Source organism: Aliiroseovarius zhejiangensis, from assembly GCF_014656375.1.
Lineage (GTDB): Bacteria > Pseudomonadota > Alphaproteobacteria > Rhodobacterales > Rhodobacteraceae > Aliiroseovarius > Aliiroseovarius zhejiangensis.
The window spans coordinates 174,727-193,250 of record NZ_BNCH01000003.1 but is presented as its reverse complement, the minus strand read 5'-3'; the positions used below and the strand labels follow the sequence as shown (position 1 = coordinate 193,250).

The 18,524-nt window shown below is 60.0% G+C and carries 20 protein-coding genes and 1 tRNA gene; 13 read left to right on the top strand and 8 right to left on the bottom strand.

All coding sequences use genetic code 11. The features are described from left to right. Window positions 1-37 precede the first annotated feature (37 nt). On the bottom strand, window positions 38-454 hold the full coding sequence (gene irrA, locus IE188_RS08850) for an iron response transcriptional regulator IrrA (protein WP_191286124.1): 417 nt from the start codon (window positions 452-454) through the stop codon (window positions 38-40). A 227-nt stretch (window positions 455-681) separates the two neighbouring features. On the opposite strand from irrA, the gene fabA reads away from it, so the two are divergent. From fabA to IE188_RS08805, 9 genes are all read left to right on the top strand, one after another. Beyond that, on the top strand, window positions 682-1,191 hold the full coding sequence (gene fabA / locus IE188_RS08845; protein WP_191286123.1) for a bifunctional 3-hydroxydecanoyl-ACP dehydratase/trans-2-decenoyl-ACP isomerase: 510 nt from the start codon (window positions 682-684) through the stop codon (window positions 1,189-1,191). A gap of 62 nt (window positions 1,192-1,253) precedes the next feature. Then, window positions 1,254-2,483, top strand: a complete 1,230-nt coding sequence (gene fabB / locus IE188_RS08840) for a beta-ketoacyl-ACP synthase I (protein ID WP_191286122.1) — start codon at window positions 1,254-1,256, stop codon at window positions 2,481-2,483. A 27-nt stretch (window positions 2,484-2,510) separates the two neighbouring features. Next, window positions 2,511-3,299: an enoyl-ACP reductase FabI gene (locus IE188_RS08835; protein ID WP_191286121.1), complete on the top strand. Its 789-nt coding sequence runs from the start codon at window positions 2,511-2,513 to the stop codon at window positions 3,297-3,299. Window positions 3,300-3,438: 139 nt separating this feature from the next. Continuing rightward, window positions 3,439-4,266: an alpha/beta fold hydrolase gene (locus IE188_RS08830; RefSeq protein WP_191286120.1), complete on the top strand. Its 828-nt coding sequence runs from the start codon at window positions 3,439-3,441 to the stop codon at window positions 4,264-4,266. Then, on the top strand, window positions 4,263-5,234 hold the full coding sequence (locus tag IE188_RS08825) for a threonine ammonia-lyase (RefSeq protein WP_191286119.1): 972 nt from the start codon (window positions 4,263-4,265) through the stop codon (window positions 5,232-5,234). The genes IE188_RS08830 and IE188_RS08825 overlap by 4 nt, the downstream gene beginning before the upstream one ends. Window positions 5,235-5,246: 12 nt before the next feature. After that, window positions 5,247-6,464: an endonuclease/exonuclease/phosphatase family protein gene (locus IE188_RS08820; protein WP_191286118.1), complete on the top strand. Its 1,218-nt coding sequence runs from the start codon at window positions 5,247-5,249 to the stop codon at window positions 6,462-6,464. Continuing rightward, a complete protein-coding gene (gene pcaD, locus IE188_RS08815; protein ID WP_407648229.1) occupies window positions 6,464-7,258 on the top strand; it encodes a 3-oxoadipate enol-lactonase in 795 nt (264 codons plus the stop codon). Before IE188_RS08820 ends, pcaD begins: the two co-directional genes overlap by 1 nt. A 91-nt stretch (window positions 7,259-7,349) precedes the next feature. Then, on the top strand, window positions 7,350-8,441 hold the full coding sequence (locus tag IE188_RS08810; protein ID WP_191286117.1) for a zinc-binding dehydrogenase: 1,092 nt from the start codon (window positions 7,350-7,352) through the stop codon (window positions 8,439-8,441). A 9-nt stretch (window positions 8,442-8,450) separates the two neighbouring features. After that, window positions 8,451-9,689, top strand: a complete 1,239-nt coding sequence (locus IE188_RS08805) for a mandelate racemase/muconate lactonizing enzyme family protein (protein ID WP_191286116.1) — start codon at window positions 8,451-8,453, stop codon at window positions 9,687-9,689. A gap of 47 nt (window positions 9,690-9,736) precedes the next feature. On the opposite strand, the gene IE188_RS08800 is transcribed toward IE188_RS08805, so the two are convergent. From IE188_RS08800 to lepA, 6 genes are all read right to left on the bottom strand, one after another. Further along, window positions 9,737-9,813 (bottom strand) — tRNA-Arg (locus tag IE188_RS08800). Between the two features lie 55 nt (window positions 9,814-9,868). Beyond that, the gene (locus IE188_RS08795) at window positions 9,869-10,048 is read right to left on the bottom strand and encodes a CTP synthetase (RefSeq protein ID WP_191286115.1); all 180 of its coding nucleotides are present in this window, start codon (window positions 10,046-10,048) and stop codon (window positions 9,869-9,871) included. A 74-nt stretch (window positions 10,049-10,122) separates the two neighbouring features. Beyond that, the gene (locus IE188_RS08790; protein ID WP_191286114.1) at window positions 10,123-10,317 is read right to left on the bottom strand and encodes a CTP synthetase; all 195 of its coding nucleotides are present in this window, start codon (window positions 10,315-10,317) and stop codon (window positions 10,123-10,125) included. Between the two features lie 45 nt (window positions 10,318-10,362). Next, complete coding sequence (locus tag IE188_RS08785; RefSeq protein WP_191286113.1) at window positions 10,363-10,869, bottom strand: PhnA domain-containing protein; 507 nt, start codon at window positions 10,867-10,869, stop codon at window positions 10,363-10,365. Window positions 10,870-11,029: 160 nt separating this feature from the next. Next, window positions 11,030-12,097, bottom strand: a complete 1,068-nt coding sequence (locus tag IE188_RS08780) for a hypothetical protein (RefSeq protein ID WP_191286112.1) — start codon at window positions 12,095-12,097, stop codon at window positions 11,030-11,032. Between the two features lie 228 nt (window positions 12,098-12,325). Further along, window positions 12,326-14,125, bottom strand: a complete 1,800-nt coding sequence (lepA, locus tag IE188_RS08775) for a translation elongation factor 4 (RefSeq protein WP_191286111.1) — start codon at window positions 14,123-14,125, stop codon at window positions 12,326-12,328. 71 nt (window positions 14,126-14,196) lie between these two features. On the opposite strand from lepA, the gene IE188_RS08770 reads away from it, so the two are divergent. Further along, window positions 14,197-15,234: an HNH endonuclease gene (locus tag IE188_RS08770; RefSeq protein ID WP_191286110.1), complete on the top strand. Its 1,038-nt coding sequence runs from the start codon at window positions 14,197-14,199 to the stop codon at window positions 15,232-15,234. Window positions 15,235-15,438: 204 nt separating this feature from the next. Here the strand turns inward: IE188_RS08770 and IE188_RS08765 are convergent, their stop codons facing one another. Continuing rightward, on the bottom strand, window positions 15,439-15,894 hold the full coding sequence (locus tag IE188_RS08765) for an Lrp/AsnC family transcriptional regulator (protein WP_191286338.1): 456 nt from the start codon (window positions 15,892-15,894) through the stop codon (window positions 15,439-15,441). Window positions 15,895-16,020: 126 nt separating this feature from the next. Here IE188_RS08765 and IE188_RS08760 point away from each other — a divergent pair, with 126 nt between their 5' ends. The 3 genes from IE188_RS08760 (at window position 16,021) to IE188_RS08750 (ending at window position 18,519) form a co-directional block, all read left to right on the top strand. Beyond that, a complete protein-coding gene (locus IE188_RS08760) occupies window positions 16,021-17,070 on the top strand; it encodes a Glu/Leu/Phe/Val family dehydrogenase (protein WP_191286109.1) in 1,050 nt (349 codons plus the stop codon). Between the two features lie 77 nt (window positions 17,071-17,147). Then, a complete protein-coding gene (locus tag IE188_RS08755; RefSeq protein WP_191286108.1) occupies window positions 17,148-18,107 on the top strand; it encodes a 1-phosphofructokinase family hexose kinase in 960 nt (319 codons plus the stop codon). 103 nt (window positions 18,108-18,210) lie between these two features. Further along, on the top strand, window positions 18,211-18,519 hold the full coding sequence (locus IE188_RS08750) for a hypothetical protein (RefSeq protein ID WP_191286107.1): 309 nt from the start codon (window positions 18,211-18,213) through the stop codon (window positions 18,517-18,519). Window positions 18,520-18,524 lie beyond the last annotated feature (5 nt).

The following is an 18,524-nucleotide window of genomic DNA, read 5'->3' as shown; positions in this document are numbered from 1 at the left end:
CCCCAGGATATTTTTGGCCAGAAGAAACGGGGGGGCGTTATTTGCGGCGCAGCCGGATCACGACGTCGACTTTTGCGATTTCGGTACCGGCAGGGGCTTTGGGAAGCTGTGCGATTTTAAGGTCCTCGTCCGGGGCGTCCATCAGCTCTTCGGTGTCTTCCCAGAAGAAATGCGGGTGGTTGGTGACGTTGGTATCAAAATAGCTGCGCGCGCCGTTGACGGTGATTTCTCGCAGAAGCCCCGCGTCTGAAAACACCCGCAATGTGTTATAGACGGTGGCCAGCGACACCTGTTCATCGCTGTCGCGCGATGCTTCGTACAGGCTTTCTGCCGTCACGTGGCGGTGCTGGCCGTCTCCGATCAGAAGATGCGCCAGGGCGAGCCGTTGGCGCGTCGGGCGCAACCCCGCGCTTGCCAGCCATGTTGCCTCTGTCGTGTCGCTGTTGTGGTCCATCGGTCGGGTGTCTTGTCCGCTGTGATCGTAGGTCGTTATCAAATATAAGGGCTGATATGCCAAAGTGCCAATAATTTCTGGTCGGGATCGTGAGGGGGCCGCTGGCCCGGACTGTTGCCCTGCGGTCGCGCATCAGCATGTGCGGGTGTGTACCCGCCCTTGCGTCCGGCTTGGGCCGGGTGATAGAGGGTGAAGGGAAGGCATACACAAGATATGGGGCGCGGGGAATGGCGGATTATCCGACGAGTTTCGACAAGGACGATCTTTTGAAATGTGCGCGGGGCGAGTTGTTCGGCCCCGGCAACGCGCAGCTTCCCGCCCCGCCCATGCTGATGATGGACCGCATCACGGATATTTCCGGCGATGGCGGGGCGCATGGCAAGGGTCATGTTCTGGCCGAGTTCGACATAACCCCCGATCTTTGGTTCTTCGACTGCCATTTTCCCGGCAACCCGATCATGCCCGGCTGTCTGGGTCTGGATGGTTTGTGGCAGTTGACCGGGTTCAATCTGGGCTGGCGCGGCTGGCAGGGGCGCGGGTATGCGTTGGGTGTGGGCGAGGTCAAACTGACCGGAATGGTGCGCCCGGATCGCAAGATGCTGACCTACAAGATCGATTTCACCAAGGCGATCCAGACCCGGCGGCTGACCATGGGGGTTGCCGACGGGATTGTGGAAGCGGATGGCGAAGTGATCTATCAGGTCAAGGACATGAAAGTGGCCCTGTCCGAAAGCTGACAGGGCAAAAGGATTTCCGGTGTCGGGCGCGACCCGTCACCGACACGTGAAGGAGTGCGCATATGCGTCGTGTGGTCGTTACCGGTCTGGGCATTGTCTCGGCCATCGGGAACAACAAGGACGAGGTTTTGGCCTCGCTCAAGGCTGGCAGATCCGGCATCACCGCGAACGCGGATATGGTCGAACACGGCTTCCGCAGTCAGATCGCCGGCATGCCCGATATCGACATCACCGAACATGTGGACAAGCGCACGCTGCGTTTCATGGGGCCGGGTGCGGCCTATGCCCATATCGCAATGACTCAGGCGATTGCCGATGCCGGGTTAAGCGAAGATGACGTCGTGAACCCTCGCACCGGGTTGGTGGCCGGTTCCGGCGGGCCGTCGACCAGCGCGATGTTTGCCGCCCACCAGACCGCGCTGAAAACCGGCGGGACCAAGCGGATTGGCCCGTTTGCGGTGCCGAAATGCATGGGATCGACGATTTCCGCGAACCTTGCGACCGCGTTCAAGATCAAGGGCATCAACTATTCGATCACGTCAGCCTGTTCAACCAGCCTGCATTGCATCGGCAACGCGGCCGAGCAGATCATGATGGGCAAGCAGGACGTGATGTTTGCCGGCGGTGGTGAAGAGCTGGACTGGACGTTGTCTTGCCTGTTCGACGCGATGGGCGCGATGTCGTCGAAATACAATGATACGCCCGAAAAAGCCTCGCGTGCGTTTGACGCGGATCGCGACGGGTTCGTGATCGGCGGCGGCGGCGCCATTCTGGTGCTTGAGGATCTCGACCACGCCAAGGCGCGCGGGGCGAAAATCTATGCAGAAGTCACCGGTTATGGCGCGACCTCGGACGGTCACGACATGGTGGCCCCGTCGGGGGAAGGTGGCGAGCGTGCGATGCGACTGGCGCTGGATATGCTGCCCGATGGTCGAAAAGTGGGATATATCAACGCGCATGGCACCTCGACCCCTGTCGGGGATGTCGGAGAAGTGGAAGCCGTGCGCCGTGTGTTTGGCGAGGGTACGACCCCGCCGATCAGTTCGACCAAGTCGATGACGGGGCACAGCCAGGGCGCGACCGGCGCGCAGGAGGCTGTCTATTGCCTGTTGATGCTGGAACATGATTTCATCACGCCTTCGATCAACATCGAGACGTTGGACCCGGCCATCAACCCCGGCGAGATCGCCACCGAACTGGTTGAAAACGCGCGGCTTGATACGGTGATGACCAACAGTTTCGGGTTCGGCGGGACCAATGGCTCGATGCTTCTGAGCAAATACCGCGACTGATGTTTAAAACAAGACCGAGGAACTGACATGGCAGGGCTGATGCAAGGAAAACGTGGCCTCATCATGGGGGTTGCCAACAACCGGTCCATCGCATGGGGCATTGCACAGGCAATGGCGAACGAAGGGGCGGAACTTGCGTTCTCGTACCAGGGCGAGGCGTTCGGACAGCGGGTGCAACCGCTTGCCGCATCGGTCGGGTCGGACCTTCTGGTGGATATGGACGTGACGAACGATGATGCGCTGGACAAGGGCTTTGACGCGCTTTGGTCCGAGTGGGACAGCATCGACTTTCTGGTGCACGCCGTTGCCTATTCCGACAAGAACGAGTTGACGGGCCGCTTTGTCGACACCAGTCGCGCGAACTTCAAGAACTCGATGGATATCAGTTGCTATTCGCTGATCGAGGTTGCGCGTCGCGTCGCACCCAAGATGACGGATGGTGGCACCATCCTGACCATGACCTATGGCGGGTCGAACCGGGTGACGCCCTTCTATAACGTCATGGGCGTGGCCAAGGCGGCGCTGGAGGCGTCGGTGCGGTATCTGGCGAACGACCTTGGCCCCGATGGTATCCGCGTGAACGCGATTTCGCCCGGCCCGATGAAAACGCTGGCAGGCGCGGCGATTGGCGGGGCGCGCAAGACTTTCCGCCACACCGAGGCAAACGCCCCCCTGCGCCAGAACGCCACACTGGAAAGCATCGGCGGCACGGCTGTGTATCTGGCCTCTGACTATGGTGCCTGCACCACGGGCGAGATCATCACCGTCGATTGCGGCTTCCACGTGCTTGGAATGCCGCAGCCGGAAAACCTCTGACAAAGGCACCGAGTACCAGTCTGCAGAACACCCGCCATCTTCGGCGGGTGTTCTGGTTTATTGGCCCCCATGCCTTCTGCTTGCACCCCTTCCCCAACCGGTGCTTACTGGCAAAAACGGGTAACGACGGGGAACTGGAATGGAGAACTTTATCGCGCGTGATGGCCTGACACTGGCCTATCGGGATGAAGGCGAAGGCCTGCCGGTTCTGGCGCTGGCCGGACTGACCCGCAATTCGGACGATTTCAACTTCGTGGCGCCGCATCTGTCGGGGGTGCGCCTGATCCGCATGGATTATCGCGGGCGTGGCGCGTCGGACTGGGGGCCGCATCAGACCTATACCGTGCCGCAAGAGGCCGATGACGCATTGATGCTGCTGGATCATCTGGGGATTGATCAGGCCGCGATCCTTGGCACCTCGCGCGGCGGATTGATTGCGATGGGGATCGCCGCCACCGCGAAAGACCGGCTGCTGGGCGCATGTCTGAACGATATCGGACCCGTGATCGATCCGCGGGGGCTGGATTACATAAAGGGATTCGTGGGGCGCAAGCCAACGGCAAGGTTCTACAAGGATGCTGCCGCGATGCGGGCCGAGATCATGGCAGAGCTGGGTTTTCGCAATGTCGCCATGGAGCGGTGGGAGGCGGAAGTACGCCATCTGTATTCGCAAACGGAAACCGGGTTGAAGAACCGCTATGACCCGGCCCTGCGCGACGCTTTGCTGGAGGCTGGGGCGCAACCTGCACCGGACTTGTGGCCGTTTTTTGATGCGTTGCAGGGCCTGCCCGTGGCGCTGATCCACGGCGAGAACTCGGATATTCTGACTGATAACACGGTCGCCGAGATGCGGCGCCGTATTCCCGACATGCGCTATGCCCGCGTGACAGATCGTGGGCATGTTCCGTTTCTGGACGAACCCGAGGCGCTTGAGACGATCCACGACTGGTTGGAGGACCTTCGTTGAATATCGACGACATCCGCGCGGCAGACGCCCGCCTTGACGGCCATGTGCGTCGCACACCTTTGCTTTCTTCGTCGTTTTTGGACGAGATCGCCGGCAAGCGGGTCATCGTGAAACCTGAATGTCTGCAGCACACCGGGAGTTTCAAGTTTCGTGGCGCTTGGAATGCGGTCTCGAAACTGAGCGACGTGCAGCGCAAACAGGGTGTCATTGCCTTTTCATCCGGGAACCATGCTCAAGGGGTTGCGATGGCGGCCAAGGCGATCGGTGCGCCGTCGGTGATTGTCATGCCCTCAGACGCCCCGCGCCAGAAAATCGACAACACCCGCACGCTGGGGGGTGAGGTGATCCTCTATGATCGCGCGACCGAGGATCGGGATAAGATCGGCGCGCGACTGGCCAATGATCGCAAGCTGACCCTGATCAAACCGTTTGACAATCCCGACGTGATCGCCGGCCAAGGCACGGTTGGGCTTGAGGTTGCCGAACAAGCCCGCGCAATGGGGATCGCGGACGCTCGGGTTCTGGTTCCCTGCGGTGGTGGCGGGCTGACGTCGGGCATCGCGCTGGCGCTGGAGGCTGACGCACCCGACTTTCGCGTGCACCCGGTCGAGCCGGAGGGGTTTGACGATGTGGCCCGCTCGCTCGTCTCGGGGCAGATCGAACGCAACCCGCGCCTGTCGGGGTCGATTTGCGATGCCATCATCACCCCATCACCGGGCGAACTGACCTTTCCCATTCTGAAGCGCCTTTGCGGGCCGGGTTTGCCGGTGCCAGACGACGATTGCCTGCGCACCATGACCGCGGCCTTCAACCACCTAAAAATCGTCGTTGAACCCGGTGGTGCGGTGGCGCTGGCCGCTGCCCTGTATCACGCTGACCAGATCGACGGTGACACCGTGATTGTCGTCGTGTCCGGCGGCAATGTCGACGCGCCGGTCTTTGCCGACGCCCTGACCCGCTTCCCTTGACCGGAGGACCATATGACAGATTTCACCATCGCCTCGTTCAACGTAAAGAACCTGATCGGACCCAATCAGGAATATTACGAGTTTCAAAGCTACACACCCGAGGAATATGCGTGGAAACGCGACTGGATGGCCGATCAGCTCATGGCGCTGGATGCCGACATCATCGGGTTTCAGGAGATCTTTGAAGAAGATGCCCTGCGCGATGTGATCGGCGAGGCGAACACGCGCGTCGCAGACCTGAATTCCGCGACCATCCCTGACAAGTCCAAGGGCTATCACCGCAAGGCGATCTTCCGCAAACTGGCTGTTCGGCCGTGGGACATGGACCATCTGGCCTTTGCGCCCAACGCCGCCGATGAAGGCCCCGGTCAGCGCCGTCCGGGCGTCGCGATCCTGTCGCGCTTCGGCTTCACCGAGCCCCCACAGGTCATTCAGGATATGCCCGAACCGCTGACCATCCCCTTTACCGCGCTGCGGGGGCTGGAAGGTGACGCGGGGCATTATACGCTGCGACGTCTGTCGCGCCCGATCCTGCGCGCCCGCATTCCTGTCGGCGATCAGGTCATCACCGTCTTCAACTGTCACCTGAAATCGAAACTGGGCGAATACATCCGCCCCCCTGGCGCGGAATTCGCCCCCGAAGAGGATTTGACCAATTATGACCCGGTCGGGCGCGCGCTGGGGGCTGCCCGCGCCGCCATGCGCCGGATGGCCGAATCCTGGGTCTTGCGCAGTTTCATCATCGAGGAGTTGCGCCAGAACAATCCGGTCGTCGTGATGGGCGATTTCAACGATGGTGAACATGCGGTCAGTTCGGAAATCATCTCGGGCGAAGTGCCGTTCAAGAACTATGCGTGGATGCTGCGCCATGATGCCAAGTCAGACCGCGACCGTTATTCAAAAGAGGAAAGCATCCAGATCACGCGCGCCGTCGAAGCCGTGCGCCTGCACTCTGCCGAAAAGCTCTTTGTGCGGAAATCCTTGCGCGATATGGTCTATACTTCGGCCTTTGCGGGGGTGTTTGAAAGCATCGACCAGATTTACCTCAGCCGTCATTTCCACCCGGAGAACGCCAACCGCATCGCTGACATGACCTATTTCAGCGTGCTGAATGACCACATCACCGATGGCTCGCACCCCGAAGCGCCCTATAACAAGCTGGCGTCGGATCACGGGCAGATCATGGCCTATCTGTCCCTGCGCGGGGACGAAGACGGGCCACGCCGGTGATCATCATTCCCGATCAGGATGGCGTGGTGTTGCATGTGGTCGAAAGCGGCGCGCCGGACGGCCCGGCCGTGGCGTTCGCCCATGCTCTGGGGTCTGACCTGACGACGTGGGACGCTGTGGTGGCGCGATTGCCGCAAAGCCTTCGCCTGATCCGCATGGATATGCGCGGCCATGGCAACAGCCCCTGCCCCGATGGCCCCTATCCAATGGGCGAGTTGGTGGGGGATGCGGCGCGGTGTCTGGACCGGCTTGGCGTGAAGGACTGCGTTTTTGTGGGTCTGTCCATCGGCGGCATCATCGCACAGGGTCTGGCGGCGGAACGGCTGGACCTTGTGCGGGGGCTGGTGATTGCCAATACCGCCGTCAAGATCGGCACGCCGGCCATCTGGGCTGACCGCATCAAGGCCGTGCGCGAAAACGGGATCGAGACAGAGCTTGACGCCACCATGCACCGCTGGTTTTCCCGCGCAACCCAACGCGACCATCCCGAGGTCGTCAACGCCGCCCGCTCCCGGATGCGCGCGACTCCTCTGGCCGGGTATCTGGGCTGCATGGAAGCGATTGCGGACACCGACCTCTACGAAAGCACCGCCCGGCTGCGCCTGCCGACGCTTGCGATTGCAGGGACCGAGGATGGCTCGACCCCCGCTGATCTGGTGCGCGAAACGGCGGGGCTTATCCCCGGCGCCCGGTTCGAGCTGATCCGGGGCGCAGGCCACATGCCCCCACTCGAAAAGCCGGATATGTTTGCAACCCTGTTGACCGATTTCCTGACCAGCATCGGGCATCTCTGACCGCTGCCCGGCCCGCCACATGTTGCATTCGCGCTTGGCATTTGCCCCCCACCTGCGCCACCATGCCTGAAATTATGCCGAGGGGACACTGATGGACACGATCAAAGCCGCCGTTTGCCACAGCTTTGGCGCACCATTGGTGGTCGAGGACATTGCGATCCGGGCGCCCGAAGGTCGCGAGGTCGAAGTCACGCTGGATGCGGTCGCGATCTGTCACAGCGACATCTCGTATCTGGATGGCAATTGGGGCGGCTCTCTGCCTGCTGTTTATGGCCACGAGGCCGCAGGGCGTGTCACAGGGCTGGGCGATCAGGTTCGGGGGGTGTCGGTGGGCGACCCGGTTGTGGTCACCCTGATCCGCGCCTGCCAGACCTGCCCGAGCTGCGCGTCGGGGTCGCCCGTCACCTGCGAAACGCCCTATGACGGCGATCAGGGGCCGATCAGGACGGCTGAGGGTGGCAGGCTGCACCAGGCGATGGCCACCGGCGGGTTTGCCGAACGGGTGGTTGTGGACCACAGCCAGGTGGTGCGCATCCCCGATGACATGGCGATGGATGTTGCCTCGCTTTTGGCCTGTGGCGTGATCACCGGTGTTGGGGCGGCGGTCAATGCCGCCCATATCCGCCCCGGTCAGGTCGTCGTGGTGATCGGCGCAGGTGGTGTCGGGCTGAACGCCATTCAGGGCGCGCGCATCGCCGGGGCGTCCCGCATCATCGCCGTCGACATGAACGAAGGCAAACTGGACACCGCCATCGAATTTGGCGCCACGCACGGGGTGCTGGCCACCGACGAGGCCCCCTGGAAAGCCGCACGCCTTGTGGCCGGGCGTGGCGCCGATGCCGTGCTTGTCACTGTCGGGGCGTTGCCCGCCTATGACGCCGCCCCGCGCTACCTTGCCCCCGGCGGCAAGGTGGTGATGGTGGGCATGCCCCATTCCGGCGGGATGTCACGATACGAACCGGTGATCCTTGCCGCACTGGGTCAGGGCATGGTCGGCAGCAAGATGGGCGATGTGGTGATCCAGCGCGACATTCCCTGGATGATCGACCTGTACCAACAGGGGCGGCTGAAACTGGACGAGTTGATCTCGGGCCGCTGGCGGCTGGATCAGATCAACGAGGCGATTGCCGATACACGCGCAGGCGCGGCCCGGCGCAATGTCATCCTGTTCGACCGTAACTAGGAGGCTTTGATGCGCCTGCAGGATCTGGAAATTTTCGTCGTCGCGCCGCCCGCGCCGGGCTGGGGCGGACGCTATTGGATCTTTGTCAAACTGACAACAGATGATGGCATCACCGGCTGGGGCGAAGTCTATGCCGCCGCCGTCGGTCCCGATGCCATGCGCGCCGTGATCGAAGACGTGTTCGCCCGCCACATGCAGGGCGAAAACCCCGAGAATGTCGAACTGATGTTCCGCCGCGCCTATTCCGCCGGGTTCACCCAACGCCCCGATCCCACGGTCATGGGCGCGTTTTCGGGCCTTGAAATCGCCTGCTGGGACATTCTGGGCAAGGCGCGCGGGCGACCCGTCTGGGCCTTGCTGGGAGGGCGGATGAACGACCGGCTGCGAAGCTACACTTATCTCTATCCCGATCCGGGCCATCCGCTGCCCGCGTTCTGGACCTCGCCCGACATGGCGGCCGAGGCCGCGGCGACCCGCGTGGCGCAAGGGTTCACAGCGCTGAAATTCGACCCTGCAGGGCCCTATACGATCCGGTCAGGCCACATGCCCGCGATGCGTGACATATCGCGGTCGGTCGCGTTTTGCGCCGCCATCCGCGAAGCCGTCGGTGACAAGGCCGACCTGTTGTTCGGCACACATGGCCAGTTCACCACCGGGGGCGCGATCCGCCTTGCCCGGGCCATCGCGCCTTATGACCCGCTGTGGTACGAGGAACCGATCCCGCCGGACAACATTGCCGAAATGGCGAAAGTCGCCCGCGCCAGCCCCGTCCCGGTCGCGACCGGAGAGCGTCTGACCACAAAGGCCGAATTTGCCGAGGTTCTGCGCCAAGGCGCGGCCACCATCCTGCAACCTGCCCTCGGGCGCGTCGGTGGAATATGGGAAGCCAGAAAGATCGCCGCCATCGCCGAGGTGCACAATGCCCTGATCGCCCCACATCTTTACGCAGGCCCCATCGAATGGGCTGCCAACATCCATCTGGGCGCGTCCATCCCGAACCTTCTGATGGTTGAAACCATCGAGCGAGGCGGCGACTTCCACCTTGCCCTGATCGGTCGGACGCTGCGCTGGGACGCGGGTTATATCCTGCCACCCGACACACCGGGGCTGGGCATCACACCGGATGAAGCCCTGATGCGCGCCCATCCCTACACCGGCGACGGCCTGCACCTGGAACCGCAGGAAGCGCCGTGTCGTTATACCGACGAAAACTGTTTCGAGGGCGGAGCACCGGGGCGCAAGGTGTGAGCGCCGCGCGCCGTACAAGCAATTTGTGTCTAGGAGAGTTTTATGTCTGGCGATCCCTGAAGGACTCGAACCCTCAACCTGCTGATTAGAAGTCAGCTGCTCTATCCAGTTGAGCTAAGGGACCGCACGACGAAGCCTTACCCCCGCCGCGCGTCCCGTTTCAACCGAAAACCGGCGGATCAGCCCTTGATTTGCTTGGCAACCACCCATGAGACGGGCAGTGCCACGACAAAGCCGGCCACGGCGGCATAGATAATGGGCTGTGCTGTATCCATGCCGACAGTCAGGGCGGCGATGATGAAGATCCCGGCCAGCGTTGCGCCGAGCAGGATATAGATGACAGCGGCGAGACGGAACATGGCATTCTCCTTGCAAATATTCGCGAATACGCACGTGTTTTGAACCCGGCGCGACCGCATCTCTTTGATCTGGATCAGTCGCCGATCATTGCCTTTGCGACAAAGTAGCTCACCGGCAGACCGATGACGAACCCGACCGCCGCCGCGCCCAGCAAAGGCCACAGGCCAGAGACACCGTTGACCAGCGCGACCACCACCAGAACCGAGGCCAACGTTGACCCGATGATCCCGTAAAATGTCATGACGATCTTAAGAAGCGGTGAACGCATGTGGGGCCTCCTGCGCGGCGACATAACCGACTGGCGCTGCGCTGCCTACTTCTTCTTCACGAACTGCGTCAGAATGACAATGCGCTGCCCTTCGACGCGCCCCTCGATATGCTCGGGGTTATCGGCGACAAGGCTGATCCCGCGCACCGCCGTCCCACGCTTCGCCGTGAACCCCGCCCCCTTCACCGGCAGGTCCTTGATCAACACCACGGTGTCACCCTGCTCCAGCGTCGCGCCATTGGCATCCTTGTGCTGAGAGGCCGCGGCGACATTATCGACCCACGCCTGCGTGTCCTCGTCCAGATAGACCTGATCCAGCAAATCCTGCGCCCAACCCGTGCCAAGCCGCTTCAACATCCGCACAGACACCACCTGAACCGCCGCATCCTCGGACCACATCGCGGACGCAAGCCCCCGCCAATGGGTCTCATCCGGCGTGCCGTCGATCTGGGCGGCACAGATGGCGCAGATATCCACCGACGCTCCCTCGGGTCCGCCGGGGACGGGGAAGCTGGATAGAGGGGCGTCTGAGGCGCAGAGGGGGCAGGTCATGTTGGGCTCCGGGGTTGGGTGAGGGAGCTATAGGGGGGAATGAGAGGGGGAGTCACGCAGAACTTTGGTGCGCGGTTACAGAGGGCGGTCCCTGATCCTGGGTGGGTGCAAAGCGCCCTCCCGTGGGGAGGGTCGGGCGCTGCCCGTGCGGCGTACTGGCTCACACACGCGACAAGTATCGATGAAACTCGAAAATCAAGGAGCTGCATGTACAATTTAGAACCTGCATATCTTCTGGTGCCAATCCAGCGATGACATTTGGAGCCGAACGCTTAAAAAAGGTCTTTGTGAGTTTTTTGACCACATCTGAACGAGAGTTTTCAGATAGCCCTTTTCCGGTCGCTATGACTTTATCTACGAGAATTCTGTCATCAGGGATCAGTAAGTCCATGTTCAAATCAAGAAAACCAAATCCAAGAAATGCAATTAGACTAGCCTCGTCCATCGCCTTCCAAATTTGATCTCTTTGCGCACTTTCAACACCTTCGGTGAAGGTTTTTATTCCCTTTGAGACTTGGAGCAAACTGGCGCCGTTAACGTCTCGATTGAAACTCGAAATACTGTCCAGATGAATTGAGAACTCTCCGACTGTACCATACGGATACAGAATATTGAGGTTTCCCAAGACTGCCTCTACCTCTTGGTCCCGAAGGTTGAAATAGCTCTTGGATGCATATGCGAAAAACTGATGAATACATCGGTCATAGTTAAATGAAACGAAGGTAATGTCGTTTAGCGCATCAAGAAACGACTGAAAATCTCTCTGAGCAACCAAAATACTAAATAACTGCGCTATCCAAGTTTCTCTAACGTTTTCAAAGTTTATTTTGGGTTGCCCATGATCATCTTTGATTTGGCACAGTAAGCTGTGCCGCTCCGCTGATCTGATTGCTTTTGCAATCGCAATTTTTCCGAAGTCTACCAAGAAGGAATCTGAGCGGTGCGTATCCAGAAAATTATCAATAGAAGGCGCGATCGGCATGTTGTCTCGGACTTGCCAAGCTGCATGTAGATACGGACTGATCGAGTTTTGATTATCTTGCTTCGCGCGTTCTCTAAGCGCATCGACAACACCTGGATCCCCACTGGCAAGTTTTTGCCCCCACTCGTCAAATTTGATGTCTCCGATTTGTGCGATTTTTTGTTTTAGTTCTGCACCAGTCGGCAAATTGAACTCTTTGCTTGCTCCAGCCCCGACCACAAATACACTTTTGCGCCTCTTATTCACTGCTCGCTCTACTCCATGAAATAATATGGCCACCAATACGACTTGCGCACATTCGGCGCAACCATAAGGAGACCTATTTTGCCACCAACCTGCATTTGAAGTGCAGTTGGCGGTTACGCTACTTGAGTGAATGGTTCCGCAAAGCACTTAAGGGGTGCGCACTCGATTTGCTTCGCAATTCGCTGCCGCGCACTGAACAAAAAGGCCGCTTGCGCGCCTTTTTCATTCTCAATCATCCATCTTAAGCGCGCTAATAAACGCTTCCTGCGGGATATCCACTTTCCCGAACTGGCGCATTTTCTTCTTCCCGGCCTTCTGCTTCTCCAGCAGCTTCTTCTTCCGGGTCGCATCCCCGCCATAGCATTTCGCGGTCACGTCCTTGCGCAGCGCCGACAGGGTTTCGCGCGCGATGACCTTGCCGCCGATGGCCGCCTGGATCGGGATTTTGAACATGTGACGGGGGATCAGGTCTTTCAGCTTTTCGCACATCGCCCGACCGCGCAGTTGCGCGCGGTCGCGGTGGACCATGGTGGACAGCGCGTCAACCGGTTCGTCATTCACCAGGATCTGCATTTTCACAAGGAAATCCTCGCGATAGCCCTCCATCTGATAATCGAAACTCGCGTAACCTTTTGTTACGGATTTCAGGCGATCATAGAAGTCGAACACAACTTCATTCAGAGGGAGGTCATAGACAACCATCGCCCGCGACCCGGCATAGGTCAGGTCCATCTGGATGCCACGCCGGTCCTGGCACAGTTTCAGCACGTCGCCCAGATAATCGTCGGGCACAAGGATCGTCGCTTTGATGCGCGGCTCTTCGATATGATCGACCGTCGATGGGTCGGGCATGTCGGCGGGGTTGTGCAGCTCGATCATCGAGCCGTCTTTCAGGAAGACGTGATAGATCACGCTGGGCGCGGTGGTGATCAATTCGATATCATATTCGCGCTCGATCCGGTCGCGGATCACTTCAAGGTGCAGAAGGCCAAGGAAGCCGCAGCGGAAGCCGAAACCCAGCGCGGCTGAGGTCTCCATCTCGTAACTGAAAGACGCGTCGTTCAGCGCCAGCTTCTCGATCGACTCGCGCAGGTCTTCGAACTCGGCGGTATCAACGGGGAACAGGCCGCAGAACACCACGGGCTGCGACGGCTTGAAGCCCGGCAGCGCCTCTGTCGTGCCCTTCTTCTCGTGCGTGATGGTGTCGCCGACGCGCGTGTCACGCACCTGTTTGATGGACGCGGTCAGGAACCCGATTTCGCCCGGGCCCAACTCGTCCACGGGCTTCATCGCGGGGGTAAACACACCGACGCGATCCACCGGGTAAACCGCGTTGGTCGACATCATCCGGATGCGCTCGCCCTTTTTCAGCTTGCCGTCGATCACCCGGATCAGGACGATCACCCCCAGATAGGCGTCATACCAGCTGTCCACCAACATCGCCTTCAAAGGCGCGTCCACGTCACCCTTGGGGGCAGGCAGATGGGCAACGATGGCCTCAAGCGTTTCGTGGATGCCCTGCCCGGTCTTCGCCGACACCTGAATGGCGCCCGAGGCGTCGATGCCGATCACGTCCTCGATCTGCTCGGCCACGCGATCACAGTCGGACGCAGGCAGGTCGATCTTGTTCAGGATCGGCACGATCTCGTGATCCGCGTCGATCGCCTGATAGACATTGGCCAGCGTCTGCGCCTCGACCCCTTGGGTCGAATCCACAACCAACAGCGAGCCCTCGACCGCCCGCATCGAGCGGCTGACCTCGTAGGCGAAATCGACATGGCCCGGCGTGTCGATCAGGTTCAGCACATAGGTCTCGCCGTCATCCGCCTTGTATTCGATCCGAACCGTGTTCGCCTTGATGGTGATCCCGCGCTCGCGCTCGATATCCATACTGTCGAGCATCTGCTCTTTCATATCCCGCAAAGAAACGGTGTTCGTCTCCTGAATCAGGCGGTCAGCAAGCGTGGATTTCCCGTGGTCGATATGGGCCACGATCGAGAAATTGCGGATGTGTTTCAGGTCGGTCATAGTGCAGCGTATTATAGGGATTTTGGGGGCGGTCAAGTGAACTAGCTGATCTCAATATTCAGGAGGGGCTTATGCGATGTATTTACTGTCAAGAGTTGCTATCCGAAGATACTGAATCAAATCGAAGATCAAGCAAAGAACATATTATTCCGGAAAGTCTTGGGGGACGCAGTCCGGCCATCACTAAAGATTGCTGCGTGAAGTGTAACTCTGACCTTGGCACCTGCATAGATGGCCCTTTTCAGGAACAGTTCTTCGTCAAGTTTCTTCAGCTCTCAAATTCAGTAAAAAGTAAAAAAGGCAAGTTCCAGAAGGCCAGTTTTCCTGTGAGAGCCAAAGGCTTCGAAGACGAAATCGGAAAAGTAACGTTCCACGACGCAGGTTTAACGACAAAGCTATTGCCAATAGTCAGGACTACTGATCACGACGAAGGCAGTTTTGAGGTCAGCATTTCAGGCGAAATCAAGGAAGCGAGAAATATCTTGGGAAACATTATTTCCAAGAGATTCCGTAGAGCTAGAAGCTCAGAAATCAATCCAGCAATTCTGGAAGAAATGCTTAATTCAGCAACCGAGAAAGCTGTTTCCAAAGAAATTAGGGAGTTCTCCACTTCAATGGAGCTAGACTTAGTGAGTTTGGAAAAAGGTCTTGCCAAGATTGCGCTGGGCACTGCGCACCTTTTTCTGGGGCCTTCATGGACATTTAGCGACAGTTCACGAAGTATTAGAGCCGTGATGGATGCAGACGCGTATGATCCCCGGCTTATTGAGGCGGTCGTTGTGTCTTATCATCCCGAGTTCAGAAACTCCTTAGTGGGTGAAACTGTTTGGCGCCTTAAAGAACATTTTCTAGCGGCAATACCGCTTCGTGACGAGATTATTGTGATTGTAAGTATATTTGGCGATCCAACATTGACGCGGTGTTATCAGATTTCTTTCCCCGCATCTCCTCGAGGAAGAAACGTCGCTTTACGGATACCTCTTACAACGTCAGACCCAGTTGAGTGGTACAAAACAACCGAACTACTATTCATAAAACGCATAGTTCTCCAACTAGCCGCTCAGGGTGTGGAAACGGCCATTATAGACGCAGTTTTGTCCCGGCTTTAACAACATCAACATTGATGCGAAAAAATACGAGAGTCAAAAAAGAGCTGCGTTAGCTCCTCCCGCGGTACCAAACCCTTGCTCTTGGACATAGCCTGACCCTGGGTGGGCGGAACGCCCTGTCACGCCAAAGGCGTGCCTTCGGCCGATGGGGAGGGTCGGGCGATGTCCGGTCTAACGACCAGACGGAACTTCGCAACCCTGCCCCTACCCCACCGGCAGCACATTCCTTCGCACCATCGTCCTCAGCGTAAAACTCGACCGCATGCGCCGGATCCCCTCGACCCGCATCAGGCGGTGTTCCATGAACTCGTCGAAGGCGGTCAGGTCGGCGACGACGACGCGCAGGATGATGTCGCGGTTGCCGCTCATCAGATGACATTCCATCACCTCTTCCATGCGTGACACGGCGCGCTCGAACTGGGTCAGGGCGTCGCGGTTCTGACTTTCCAACTCGACCGAGATAAAGACCGATACCGGCAGCCCCAGCTTCGCCTGATCGACCCGTGCGCCATAGCCGGTGATCACGCCCGCCTCTTCCAAAGCCGCGATGCGGCGGGCACAGGGGGTGGGGGACAGGCCGACGGAATCGGCAAGCTCGCCCAGCTTCTGGCGGCCGTTTTCCTGCAAGGCGGCGATGATGCGGCGGTCGATGGCGTCCATCAGAAAAATCCCGTCTTTCTGCGTCATTTCAGACGATATCACCAAAAATCAAATTCCACACGCCGATTTTTAGTGATTTTCACCGGCTGACTTTGAGTAAATTAACGACAAATGCGGGAGGATCTCATGAACATTACACAAGTGGCCTCGGCCACCCATGAAGAAGTTTATCGTGTCGAAGACGCAAGCTGCGGTCTTGTCGGGTTCATTGCCATTCATTCAACGGTTCTGGGGCCGGCGGCGGGTGGGCTGCGGATGCGCCCCTATGCCAGCGAGGACGCCGCGCTGACCGACGTGCTGCGCCTGTCGGAAGGCATGACCTACAAGAATGCAGCCGCTGGATTGCGGTTGGGCGGTGGCAAGGCCGTGATCATTGGCGATCCGGCGACGCTGAAGACACCCGAGTTGCTGCACGCCTTCGGGCGCGCGGTCGAAGCCTGCGAGGGTCGTTACTGGACAGCCGAGGACATGGGTATGAGCCCCGCGGACATGGCCGAGCTGGCCAAGGAAACCGGTTTTGTCGCCGGTCTGTCGGATGGGGCGTTTGCGTCGGGCGATCCGTCACCGATCACCGCGCGCGGCATCTTCAACGCCGTGCGCCGCGTGGCGTTGCACCAGTTTGGTGATGCCGATCTGACCGGGCGGACCGTGTCCGTGCAAGGTCTGGGCAATGTCGGCTGGAACCTGTGCGAATTGCTGACCGATGCGGGCGCCAAGCTGATCGTCACCGATATTGATACCGGGCGTGTTGACGCCGCCACCAAGGCCTTCGGTGCGCAACCGGTGGGTCTGGATGACATCTATGCGGTCAAGGCTGACATTTTCGCCCCCTGCGCCATCGGGGGCATCCTGAACGCCGACACCATTCCGCAGTTGAAGGTCAGGGCTGTGGCTGGTGGCGCCAACAACCAGTTGGCCACGCCTGCGGATGCGGAACGGCTGGTGGAGCGCGGCATCCTTTATGCCCCGGATTTCGTTGCCAATGGCGGCGGTATCATCAACGTTGCGACCGAGGTTCTGAAAATCGAAGGCCGGGTCGACTGGGTGGCCAGGAAACTGGACGCGCTGGACGACACGATGGAGGCGATCCTGTCGGAAGCCGCCAAGCAGGGCGTCAGCCCCGCCGCCGTCGCACAGGACGTGGTGGCCAAGACCATCAAGGCCCGCGCGGCCTGATCCCTTGCGGGGAAGGCGTTGCCGCGCCTTCCCCGACCGCTTAGGCTGGCGTCGATGCTTCATGTGAATCGGATGCCATGGCCCACCCTCCCTCCGACATTCTGACGATCACGCTGAATCCGGCCATGGATATGTCCACCGGCGTGGATGCGGTCCGCGCTGATGAAAAGCTGCGATGCGATACACCGGTGCTGGACCCGGGCGGCGGCGGGATCAATGTGGCCCGCGTGATCTGCCGCTTGGGCGGGCAGGCCACCGCGCTCGTGGCACTGGCCGGGTATCGCGGGCAGGAACTGGCCGCGCTTCTGACGCGCGAGGGTGTGCCGACCGAGGTGTTCACATTGGACGGTGAAACCCGGCTCTCGCTTGCCGTCACTGACCGGCAGGCGGGCCATCAATACCGTTTCGTCATGCCCGGCCCGGTCTGGACCCAGACCGACCTCGACGCCCTGTGTGACCGCCTGCAAACCGCCATCCAGCCCAGCATGCAGGTCGTTCTGTCCGGCTCGCAACCGCCGGGCGTGCCGGATGGCTTTCCCCGGATGCTGGCCGAGATCACCCGCGCCCAGGGCGCCATTCTGACACTGGACACCTCGGGGGCGGCGCTGGCCGTGCAGGCCTCGGACCTGGGCGCGGCCCCCGACATCCTGCGACTGGACGGCGCGGAAAGCGAGGCGCTGGCGGGGCGACGCCTTGGGTCGCTGCACGATGTATCCGGGTTCGCCCGCGAACTGGTCGGCAAGGGATATGCGCGCGCGGTTGTGCTGGCGTTGGGGGCCGAGGGGTCGGTGCTGGCCACGGCCGGGACGCTGCTGCATGCCGTCACCCCGCCCGTGCCGGTGGCAAGCAAGGTCGGCGCGGGCGACAGCTTCGTCGGGGCCTTCACCCTGACCCGCGCACAGGGGGGCGATTGGGCCGACGCCCTGCGCCACGGCACCGCCGCCGCCAGCGCCGCGGTGATGAGCCCGGCGACCGAATTGTGCCGCGATCACGACCTGCGCGCCTTACTGCCGCAGGTGAAAATCACGCAGCTGTGATGCGCGTGCCAAATTGCATCGGACCCCTATAACGTGTATGATCTGTTTCATCAGTCAGGCATCCAAGACCTGAAACAGGAAGCAGATTTCGACGAGGGCAGCCATGAAACGGGTTCTTCTTTCCATCGCGTTACTTTCCGTCATCCTTCCCAGCCAGGCGGCATTCGCCGGCGGGTCGATCGAACGGGCATGTCTCAGCGCCAATCGCGCCGCCGCATCGCGCACGCTGTGCGGCTGTATCCAGAAGGTCGCCAATTCCATGCTCACCAATACCGAGCGTGCCAAGGTGTCAAAATTCTTCAAGGATCCGCACCGCAGTCAGGCGCTCCGCCAATCCGATCGCAGTTCGGATGAGCGGTTCTGGAAGAAATACAAGCAATTCGGTCAAACGGTGACATCTTACTGCCGCTGAGAGCG

Bases quoted from the DNA above. Each gene is read 5' to 3' on its own strand.
- IE188_RS08790 (WP_191286114.1), bottom strand. From the start codon at position 10,317: ATGCGTTCACCGCTTCTTAAGATCGTCATGACATTTTACGGGATCATC.
- IE188_RS08760 (WP_191286109.1), top strand. From the start codon at position 16,021: ATGAACATTACACAAGTGGCCTCGGCCACCCATGAAGAAGTTTATCGT.
- IE188_RS08755 (WP_191286108.1), top strand. From the start codon at position 17,148: ATGGCCCACCCTCCCTCCGACATTCTGACGATCACGCTGAATCCGGCC.
- fabA (WP_191286123.1), top strand. From the start codon at position 682: ATGGCGGATTATCCGACGAGTTTCGACAAGGACGATCTTTTGAAATGT.
- IE188_RS08835 (WP_191286121.1), top strand. From the start codon at position 2,511: ATGGCAGGGCTGATGCAAGGAAAACGTGGCCTCATCATGGGGGTTGCC.
- IE188_RS08805 (WP_191286116.1), top strand. From the start codon at position 8,451: ATGCGCCTGCAGGATCTGGAAATTTTCGTCGTCGCGCCGCCCGCGCCG.
- IE188_RS08810 (WP_191286117.1), top strand. From the start codon at position 7,350: ATGGACACGATCAAAGCCGCCGTTTGCCACAGCTTTGGCGCACCATTG.
- IE188_RS08820 (WP_191286118.1), top strand. From the start codon at position 5,247: ATGACAGATTTCACCATCGCCTCGTTCAACGTAAAGAACCTGATCGGA.
- fabB (WP_191286122.1), top strand. From the start codon at position 1,254: ATGCGTCGTGTGGTCGTTACCGGTCTGGGCATTGTCTCGGCCATCGGG.
- IE188_RS08750 (WP_191286107.1), top strand. From the start codon at position 18,211: ATGAAACGGGTTCTTCTTTCCATCGCGTTACTTTCCGTCATCCTTCCC.
- IE188_RS08785 (WP_191286113.1), bottom strand. From the start codon at position 10,869: ATGACCTGCCCCCTCTGCGCCTCAGACGCCCCTCTATCCAGCTTCCCC.
- irrA (WP_191286124.1), bottom strand. From the start codon at position 454: ATGGACCACAACAGCGACACGACAGAGGCAACATGGCTGGCAAGCGCG.
- IE188_RS08830 (WP_191286120.1), top strand. From the start codon at position 3,439: ATGGAGAACTTTATCGCGCGTGATGGCCTGACACTGGCCTATCGGGAT.
- IE188_RS08770 (WP_191286110.1), top strand. From the start codon at position 14,197: ATGCGATGTATTTACTGTCAAGAGTTGCTATCCGAAGATACTGAATCA.
- lepA (WP_191286111.1), bottom strand. From the start codon at position 14,125: ATGACCGACCTGAAACACATCCGCAATTTCTCGATCGTGGCCCATATC.
- IE188_RS08765 (WP_191286338.1), bottom strand. From the start codon at position 15,894: ATGGACGCCATCGACCGCCGCATCATCGCCGCCTTGCAGGAAAACGGC.
- IE188_RS08795 (WP_191286115.1), bottom strand. From the start codon at position 10,048: ATGTTCCGTCTCGCCGCTGTCATCTATATCCTGCTCGGCGCAACGCTG.